Origin of the sequence: Pseudomonas typographi (assembly GCF_014694385.1) — a bacterium.
GTDB classification, from domain to species: domain Bacteria; phylum Pseudomonadota; class Gammaproteobacteria; order Pseudomonadales; family Pseudomonadaceae; genus Aquipseudomonas; species Aquipseudomonas typographi.
In genome coordinates, this window is the sequence record NZ_JAAOCA010000004.1 from 218387 (window position 1) to 227060 (window position 8674).

The 8674-nt window shown below is 59.9% G+C and carries 8 protein-coding genes and 1 pseudogene; 4 read left to right on the forward strand and 5 right to left on the reverse strand.

The window, feature by feature from the left end; all coding sequences use genetic code 11:
* The first annotated feature begins 26 nt into the window (after positions 1-26).
* Positions 27-1151 carry a methyltransferase gene (locus HAQ05_RS04650; protein WP_190417879.1) on the forward strand — a complete coding sequence of 375 codons (1125 nt, stop codon included), beginning with the start codon at positions 27-29 and terminating at the stop codon, positions 1149-1151.
* Positions 1152-1252: 101 nt separating this feature from the next.
* A complete protein-coding gene (locus HAQ05_RS04655; protein WP_190417881.1) occupies positions 1253-2809 on the forward strand; it encodes a glucosyltransferase domain-containing protein in 1557 nt (518 codons plus the stop codon).
* A 32-nt stretch (positions 2810-2841) separates the two neighbouring features.
* Here HAQ05_RS04655 and HAQ05_RS04660 read toward each other — a convergent pair whose 3' ends face one another.
* From HAQ05_RS04660 to HAQ05_RS04680, 5 genes are all read right to left on the reverse strand, one after another.
* A complete protein-coding gene (locus HAQ05_RS04660; RefSeq protein WP_190417883.1) occupies positions 2842-3804 on the reverse strand; it encodes a glycosyltransferase family 2 protein in 963 nt (320 codons plus the stop codon).
* Positions 3804-4181, reverse strand: coding sequence for a GtrA family protein (locus HAQ05_RS04665; protein WP_190417885.1), 378 nt, complete (start codon positions 4179-4181; stop codon positions 3804-3806). The genes HAQ05_RS04660 and HAQ05_RS04665 overlap by 1 nt, the downstream gene beginning before the upstream one ends.
* A 178-nt stretch (positions 4182-4359) precedes the next feature.
* On the reverse strand, positions 4360-4506 hold the full coding sequence (locus tag HAQ05_RS04670) for a DUF2474 domain-containing protein (RefSeq protein WP_190417887.1): 147 nt from the start codon (positions 4504-4506) through the stop codon (positions 4360-4362).
* A gap of 17 nt (positions 4507-4523) precedes the next feature.
* Positions 4524-5531 carry a cytochrome d ubiquinol oxidase subunit II gene (cydB, locus tag HAQ05_RS04675; RefSeq protein WP_190417889.1) on the reverse strand — a complete coding sequence of 336 codons (1008 nt, stop codon included), beginning with the start codon at positions 5529-5531 and terminating at the stop codon, positions 4524-4526.
* A gap of 3 nt (positions 5532-5534) precedes the next feature.
* Complete coding sequence (locus tag HAQ05_RS04680; RefSeq protein WP_190417892.1) at positions 5535-6944, reverse strand: cytochrome ubiquinol oxidase subunit I; 1410 nt, start codon at positions 6942-6944, stop codon at positions 5535-5537.
* A gap of 210 nt (positions 6945-7154) precedes the next feature.
* Between HAQ05_RS04680 and HAQ05_RS04685 the strand changes: the two genes are divergently transcribed.
* Complete coding sequence (locus HAQ05_RS04685; RefSeq protein ID WP_190417894.1) at positions 7155-8372, forward strand: MFS transporter; 1218 nt, start codon at positions 7155-7157, stop codon at positions 8370-8372.
* 146 nt (positions 8373-8518) lie between these two features.
* Positions 8519-8674: pseudogene (locus tag HAQ05_RS04690) on the forward strand (NCS2 family permease); the annotation flags it as partial.

Sequence of the window (8674 nt, forward strand, 5' to 3'; positions counted from 1 at the left end):
ACCCTTTGCACGCCTGAGCCATCGCTATGCCCCGCTTTGACAATGCCTACGCCCAGCTCGACCTGGTCCGCCAGCCGGAAATAGCCAACGAGCCGTTGTTCGCATTCGATGCGGCAGACGAATACCTGCTCGGCCACCTGGCCGAACAGAAATTGCCGGCCCATAGCCGGGTGCTGGTGCTCAACGATGGCTTTGGCGCATTGGCGATCAGCCTGCTCGGCCACTTCGACGTGGTCACCAGCGGCGACTCGCACCTGGCGGCCACGGCCCTGGTGAAAAACCTTACGCGCAACGGCAAACCCTTCGATGCACTCAGGCTGCTGCCGGCCAGCGAAGCCTTCGCCGGCCAATTCGACCATGTGCTGGTGAAAGTGCCAAAAACCTTGGCCTTGCTCGAAGAGCAATTGATCCGCCTGCAGCGCCATTTGAAGCCCGGCGCCATGGTGGTCGCCGGCGGCATGATCAAGCACCTGCCACGCTCGGCCGGGGAACTGCTTGAGGAGTACATCGGGCCCATGCAAGCGTCGTTGGCGGTGAAAAAAGCCCGCCTGCTGGCCGCCCAGTATTCACCCCGTGACCCGGCTGCGTCGCCCTACCCCACGCGCTACCGCTTGGACAAGCCGGCACTGGAGTTGGTCAACCATGCCAACGTGTTCTGCCGCGAAGGCCTGGACATCGGCACACGGGTGTTGTTGCCGTACCTGCCGCACAACCTCGGCCGTGCACGGGTCGCGGACCTAGGCTGCGGTAACGGCGTATTGGCCATCGCCAGCGCACTGGAAAACCCGGACGCTGAATACACCTTGGTCGATGAATCCTACATGGCGGTGCGATCGGCGAGCGAGAACTGGCGCACGGCGCTCGGCGAGCGGCCAGTGACAATACGTGCGGCGGACGGCCTGGTCGGCCAACCCGCCGCGTCGCTCGACTTGGTGCTGTGTAACCCGCCGTTTCACCAACAACAAGTGGTGGGCGATTTCCTGGCCTGGCGGATGTTCCAGCAGGCCCATGATGCCTTGGTATCGGGGGGCGGGTTAATGATCGTGGGCAACCGGCACTTGAGTTACCACGCCAAGTTAAGGCGGTTATTCAGAGGGGTGGAACAGGTGGCGGCGAACCCTAAGTTCGTCGTTTTACTGGCCTTAAAATAACTTCTTTGGAAAATATTTTTCATCCGATAACTTCGCTTGCATGCTAGGCTTGCTTTCAACTTTAAGCCCGTGCCACGCGTATTGTCTTCGGAATACCTGGAATGATTAAGGCCTTTCTTTTCGAGCGTTACCCCGGTGAAAATCCATCGGCGCGATGGCGCAGTTTCTTTATTATTGGGGGTGCCTTGCTGGCGGTGGCATCACCCTTGTTCAGCGCTAACGCCTATTATCGGGACGACTTCTTTCGCGCCATCGGCGGCAATGTTCAATACTGGACCTACAATGGCCGCCCCCTGGCCACCTGGCTTTTTCATTTACTCAATTTTTCGGCCACTGTGAGTGATACGTCGCCGTTGCCCCTACTATTGGGAATGGCCTCAATTGCTGCAGCACTGGCGATCTCGGCCGGCCGCCTCACGGGCGAAGCGGCACCGCGCTCAACTTTTTTAGCACTGAGCGTAGTCTTTTGCCCGTTTCTCGTACAACCGATGCTTTATGCCTACGACGCTTTACCCATTTCCCTCTCTGTTGCGCTGGTTTTTCTGGCCATGGCCACGTGCGCTTCACCTCGATGGCTCGACTTTTTAATCTGCTTGGCGCTCTTCATCGCCGCGGCCTGCTTGTACCAGACCGCGGCCAATTATGCATGCATTGCAATTGTGTTACTGGCCATGGGCGCGGTGGCCGACAGCCGCGCCCAGCAGCCTTTGCACGCTGCAGCGATCAAGGCCGCAGCACTGGGTTGCGCCGTTTTGGTATACAAATTAGCGATTTTTCCGTTGTGCGCCACCGACGAGCATAACTTTGGGCGCGGCCAATTGCTTAGCCTCGACCTTGTCGGGCTAAGGCTGGCGGCATCCCATGTTCGTGCCGCCAGCCTTAGCTTGCTTGGGGCCTTTCCGGGGTACAGCGTGCTACCTGTAGCAGCCCTGCTCGCCGCGGGTGCCTTGGCGTGTTGGCGCATTGGCCTGCGTGAGTTCGCGATGGCCACGCGCGCCGTTCATGTACTGCGCGGGCTGTTTGCTTTTGGCGCGCCTGTGCTGGTGTACTTGAGCACCTTTGGGTTATTGCTGCTGCTGAAAACGCCCGCGTTCGAACCCCGGGTGCTGGCGGCTTTTTCCGCTGCGGTGTTGTTCAATGCCTGTATGGCGCGCAAAGCCTTTCCAAGATTCAAGCCCTTGATCAGTGCAGCATTGATCCTGCATTTGATGTTTTCGGTGTCTTTCATGATGAGCAGCTTTCGCGCGCTCATCAACCAAAACAACTTCGACCAAGGTGTGGCACTGGCGTTGCGGGCAGAACTGTCGCGTACAGATATAGGCCCCATCGACGGCGTATCAATATTAGGGAATAGCCCGGCGGCGCCCGATACGCTGCCGGTGTTCGAACACTATCCCCTGTTACGCCAGATCATATTTCCTGCATTCTCGGAACATGAAGATTTTGCCTACTATGCCGTTATGAACCGTGCGCTGGCTTATTACCCCTACATACCACCTACCGCGGCGGCCCGCGCTTATATACCGTCGAGAGTCCTTTCGGCCAATTGCATCTATCGGTTTTACGTCGTGGAGCGCACTGCCTTCTTCGACTTCACCACGCCTCGATGCACACTCCCAAGAAACTATCTTGACATGCCGCCTACGAGCCGGCCGTAACAGTTTACCTGCCCCGGCCATACCCCAGCACATCAATGCCGCTGTCCATCGGGGCGCACTGCACCGGTTACCGCATGGTTCACCACGCTGTCCACGATATAACGCGGCCGTAACTTGGCCTCGGTGTAAATTCTGCCGATGTACTCGCCAAGAATCCCGATGCCGATCAATTGCACCCCACCCAGAAACAGCAACACGGCCATCAACGAAGGGTAGCCAGCCACCGGGTTGCCCCACAGGAGCGTGCGCCCAATCAACACCACGCTATAGGCCAATGCGCCGCCGGCGATGGCTGCCCCTAGGTAGCTCCATACTCGCAGGGGCAGGGTGGAAAACGACGTAACGCCCTCCAATGCGAAGTTCCACAGTTTCCAACCATTGAATTTGGTCTTGCCGGCGACGCGGGCGGGGCGGCTGTATTCGATAATCTCGCGATGCCCTCCCACCCACTGCATCAGCCCCTTCATGAACAGGTTGCGCTCAGGCATTGCCTTGAGCTGTTCCACGGTTTTGCGCGACAGTAACCTGAAGTCACCGACGTTCTCTTCGATAGGGTTTTGGCTGATCGCATTGTGGAAGCGATAGAACCAATGGGCGGTCTTGCGCTTGAGCACTCCATCGGCTTGGCGGTCGACACGCTTGGCGAGCACAATATCGGCGCCCTGCTGCCATTTTTCGACCAACTGTGGAACCAGCTCGACCGGGTCTTGCAGGTCGACATCGATGGGGATCACCGCATCGCCAGTGCTGTAGTCAAGCCCGGCCAACAACGCTGGCTCTTTACCGAAGTTGCGGCTTAGGTTCACCAGGATCACCTGGGGGTCGAGTTGGGTAAGTTGTTCGATGATGGCCGCCGTGGCGTCGTCGCTGCCGTCATTGACGAATACGATTTCAAACGTATAGGGCTCTGTGCAGGCCATGGTTTTCACGGCCCGGTAAAAATGTGGAACAGCATCCTCTTCGTTATAAACCGGTACCACTAGGGATATCAGCATCAGCGAGGCCCTTGCTTGAAAACAACGCCGTGGGCATAGCGATAGCCCAGAACCAGGCTGGCTGCGGAGAACAAGCACAGCGTGAGCAAAGGCGGCCACATCAGCCGCTGCGCCACCCAGCCGGAGGCTGCGGCCATGCCGGCCATAAAACAGGTGAAATAAAGATACCGGCGCCAGGAAACGGCGGTGCGGAACGTCCAGCGAGCATTGACGAAATAACTGAATGTCACCGCAGCTAGGAAGGCGAGAACATTAGCCGAGGCTTGGCCCCGGCCGGCAAGGTACACAAGCCCAAGAAACAGGCTCCAATGGATACAGGTGTTGGCGGCGCCTACGCAGGCGTAACGCACAAATGCCTTTATGCCTGGGGTGATCATCAGTACCCATTGTCCATGACTAATGTATGGGCAACAGCCCCTATGCCCAGAATGCTAAATGGCAAATGGCAGGCTGGTAACTGGCAGATCTATTGGCTGGCAATGTGCAACTACGGCACCCGTGCCAAACATTATGTAAAAAGCCCGCTGGAGCGCGGGCAAAAGGTGAGAACCCCGGTCAGTGGCTATGCATCCCAGCCGCCGACATCAATAGCCGGATCAACCCGGCCACCAGGCCCAAGCTGATCACGCTGGCGGCCCAAATCAGCACCAACCAGCCCAGGCGTTGCCACAATGGTTTCTTTACCGCTTGTGTATCGGCCATGGCGTTGCCCTCTGAACTCAGTGGTAGCCGTCTTCGGCGGTGACCTTGCCGCGGAACACGTAGTAGCTCCAAAAGGTGTAACCGAGAATGAACGGCAGGATGAACAGCGTGCCCACCAGCATGAAGCTCTGGCTTTGCGGCGGCGAGGCGGCGTCCCAAATGCTGATGGCTGGGGGGATGATGTTCGGCCACAAGCTGATACCCAAGCCGCTGTAACCGAGGAAGATCAACAGCAAGGTGAGCAGGAACGGTATGTAGTTCGCGCCGCGCCCTACCGCCCACCACAGCCCGGCCACCGTGGCCAGCACCAGCAGCGGCACCGGCAGGAACCAGAACAGATTGGGCGTGCTGAACCAGCGCTGGGCGATGTCGCCATGGGCTAGCGGGGTCCACAGGCTAACCACGCCGACCACCGCCAACAGCACTAAAATCAGCGGCTTGGTGACTTGGTACATGCGCGCCTGCAGCGGCCCTTCGGTTTTCATGATCAACCACGTGCTGCCCAACAGCGCATACGCCGCGATCAAGCCCAGGCCACAGAACAGTGAGAACGGCGTGAGCCAGGCGAGCGCGCCGCCAGCATAGTGGCGCTCGACCACCGGGATGCCGTCGATGAATGCCCCCAGCGCCACGCCCTGGAAGAAGGTCGCCGCCAGCGAGCCGCCAATGAAGGCCTTGTCCCAGATATGGCGCTTGTTTTCACGGGCCTTGAAGCGAAACTCGAACGCCACACCACGGAAGATCAACCCCATGAGCATGAAGATCAGCGGCAGGTAAAGTGCCGACAGCACCACCGAATAGGCCAGCGGGAAGGCGCCGAACAGTGCGGCGCCCCCCAGTACCAGCCAGGTTTCGTTGCCGTCCCATACCGGTGCGACGGTGTTCATCATCACGTCACGGTCTTGTTCGGCCTTGACGAACGGGAAGAGGATGCCGATGCCCAGATCGAAGCCATCCATAACCACGTACATCATCACCCCGAAGATAATGATGATCGCCCAGATCAGCGAAGTATCGATGCCCATGGCTCAAGCCTCCTGGGTGTCATGGCTGGCCGACAGCGGGCGCGCGGGGGTGCGCGGCTGGCCGGGGCCACCATGGGGTTGATGGGTGCCTTCGTGGGTCACAGGGCCCTTGCGCACCAGGCGCATCATATAGCTGAAGCCCACGCCGAACAGCGAGAAGTACACCACCACGAACAGCCCCAGGGTGATGCTCATCTGCACCGCATCATGGTTGGATGACGCATGGGCGGTACGCATCAAGCCGTACACCACCCACGGCTGGCGGCCGATCTCGGTGGTGAACCACCCGGCAAGCAAGGCGATCAACCCGGCGGGCCCCATGTACAGGGCCAAATAAAGAAACGGTTTGCAACTGTAGAGCTTGCCGCGCCAGCGCAGCCAGGCACTGAACACACCCACGGCGATCATTAACAGCCCGAGCCCCACCATCACCCGGAACGACCAGAACACAATCGTCGAGTTGGGGCGGTCTTCGGGTGGGAAGGTTTTCAGCGCCGGGATCTGCCGGTCAAGGCTGTGGGTGAGGATCAGGCTACCCAGGTACGGCACCTCGACAGCGAAGCGGGTTTTTTCCGCCTGCATGTCGGGCCAGCCGAACAGAATCAACGGGCTGGGCTCCCCGGGCACATTGTCCCAATGGCCTTCGATCGCGGCGATTTTTGCCGGCTGGTGCTCAAGGGTGTTCAGCCCGTGCATGTCACCGACGAACGCCTGCACCGGCGCGACGATCAACGCCATCCACATGGCCATGGAGAACATCTTGCGCACCGCGGGGTTGTCGCGCCCGCGCAGCAGGTGCCAAGCCGCCGAGGCGCCGACGAAAAACGCCGTGGCCACGAACGCCGCAATCGCCATGTGAGCGAGCCGATAGGGGAATGACGGGTTGAAGATGACTGCCAGCCAATCCACCGGAATCACCCGGCCATCGACAATCTGGTAGCCCTGGGGGGTTTGCATCCAACTGTTGGACGCCAAAATCCAGAACGTGGAAATCAGCGTACCGATGGCCACCATGACCGTGGAAAAAAAATGCAGGCCACGGCCGACGCGGTTCCAGCCGAACAACATCACGCCGAGAAAGCCGGCTTCCAGGAAAAACGCCGTGAGCACTTCGTACGTGAGCAAGGGCCCGGTGATGGCGCCGGCGAAATCGGAGAAACCACCCCAGTTGGTGCCGAACTCGTAGGCCATCACCAGGCCAGACACCACGCCCATGCCGAAGTTAACGGCGAAGATCTTCGACCAGAAGTGGTAAAGGTCGCGGTAGGCGGCTTCATGGGTTTTCAGCCACAGCCCTTCGAGCACCGCCAGGAAGCTGGCAAGGCCGATGGTTATGGCAGGGAACAGGATATGAAACGATACGGTGAAGGCGAATTGCATTCGGGCGAGATCTAGTGCCTCTAAGCCGAACATGGCAGGTTCCTCTCAGGCAGTGCATTGATACAGGTCAATGCTTGAACAAAGAGTAGACCCATCGTGGGGCAGCGTTTATGCGGTGGATCGACGCGCGGCAGGTTGTCTCATGGGGTTTACTTTTAAAGAATTCGTTAGCCAAGTAACTTTTTGCAACAAACAAATGGTACGCTCCTGCTCCCCTTTTTTGCGCAGGGCTGCCCGGCGTTCATGGTTTCTTCAACCCCCACGTTGTTGCGTCACCACCGCCCTTTTCTTGCCTTCTGGCTGGCCCGGGTCTGCACCGCCAGCGCTTTTCAAATGCTCACCGTGGCGATCGGCTGGCACCTGTATCAACTCACCAGCAGCGTGTTGGACCTGGGCCTGGCGGGTTTGGTGGAATTCACCCCGCGGGTGCTGTTCATGCTGCACACCGGGCATGTGGCCGACCGCTACGACCGCCGCCGCATCGCCGCGCTCTGCCAGGCGCTGCAGGGACTGGTGGCGTTGACCTTGGTGGTGTGTAGCCTCAGCGACAGCGTTAGCCGTAACTTGATTTTCCTGATGGCCTTCTGCCTAGGCGCGGCGCGGGCGTTCGAGATGCCAACCACCCAAGCCTTGCTGCCGAACATCGTGCCGGCCGGGCTGTTCCCCCGGGCAGTGGCGGCCTCGGCCTCGGCCATGCAAATGGCAACCATCGTCGCCCCTGCTGCTGGAGGGTTCCTGTATGCCTTTGGCAGTACCTGGGTGTACGGCCCTTCGGTGGTGCTTTATGTACTGGCCATGGGGCTGGTGTCGACACTGCCGGCACGGGAAGCGGCGAGTACGGTAGGTAAGGCTACCCTGCAGTCGCTGCTGGCCGGCATCCATTTTATTCGCAGCCGCCCAGACATCCTTGGGGCCATCTCCCTGGACCTGTTTGCGGTGTTGCTGGGTGGCGCCACGGCGTTGCTACCGGTGTTCGCCCGCGACATCCTGCTCACCGGCCCGTGGGGCCTGGGCATGCTGCGTTCGGCGCCGGCGGTAGGGGCGCTGGTAACCTCGTTCTGGCTGGCGCGCTTTCCCATCGAGCGCAAGGTGGGCCGCACCATGTTCGCCGGCGTGGCGGTGTTCGGTGTGGCCACCATCGCCTTCGGCCTATCGACCTCGTTCTGGTTCTCGTTGCTGGTGCTGGCGGTGCTCGGCGCCTCCGACATGATCAGCATGGTTATCCGTGGCGCCTTCGTGCAATTGGAAACGCCAGACGAAATGCGCGGCCGGGTCAGTGCCGTGAACGGGCTGTTCATCGGCGCTTCGAACCAGTTGGGCGAATTCGAGTCCGGTTTTACCGCGCACTGGTTTGGCACGGTAACGGCGGTGGTGCTGGGCGGGGTGGGTACGCTGGTGGTCTGCGGGGCGTGGATCAAACTGTTCCCCAGCCTGGCGCAGCGAGACCGGATGCACCGCTAACGGCTCGGCCACAAGTAAAAAGCTGCCGGCGTGAAGCTGAAGCTTGGCGCCTGAAGCTCTGCTATTATCCCCGGCTTTTTCGCCCCCGCCCGACCGCTGTGCTTAGCTTGCCGGGGCGCGATCCATCTTTTTGCCGGAGAGCAGGCATGCTGGAAAGGCTGTTCCAACTCAAGCTGCACAACACCTCTGTGCGCACCGAAATCCTCGCGGGGGCCACCACCTTCCTCGCCATGGCCTATATCCTGTTCGTCAACCCGAGCATCCTCGGCGCCACCGGCATGGACAAAGGCGCCGTGTTCGTC

Coding starts and splice junctions, on each gene's coding strand:
- HAQ05_RS04650 (WP_190417879.1), top strand. CDS start 27: ATGCCCCGCTTTGACAATGCCTACGCCCAGCTCGACCTGGTCCGCCAG.
- HAQ05_RS04655 (WP_190417881.1), top strand. CDS start 1,253: ATGATTAAGGCCTTTCTTTTCGAGCGTTACCCCGGTGAAAATCCATCG.
- HAQ05_RS04660 (WP_190417883.1), bottom strand. CDS start 3,804: ATGCTGATATCCCTAGTGGTACCGGTTTATAACGAAGAGGATGCTGTT.
- HAQ05_RS04665 (WP_190417885.1), bottom strand. CDS start 4,181: ATGATCACCCCAGGCATAAAGGCATTTGTGCGTTACGCCTGCGTAGGC.
- HAQ05_RS04670 (WP_190417887.1), bottom strand. CDS start 4,506: ATGGCCGATACACAAGCGGTAAAGAAACCATTGTGGCAACGCCTGGGC.
- cydB (WP_190417889.1), bottom strand. CDS start 5,531: ATGGGCATCGATACTTCGCTGATCTGGGCGATCATCATTATCTTCGGG.
- HAQ05_RS04680 (WP_190417892.1), bottom strand. CDS start 6,944: ATGTTCGGCTTAGAGGCACTAGATCTCGCCCGAATGCAATTCGCCTTC.
- HAQ05_RS04685 (WP_190417894.1), top strand. CDS start 7,155: ATGGTTTCTTCAACCCCCACGTTGTTGCGTCACCACCGCCCTTTTCTT.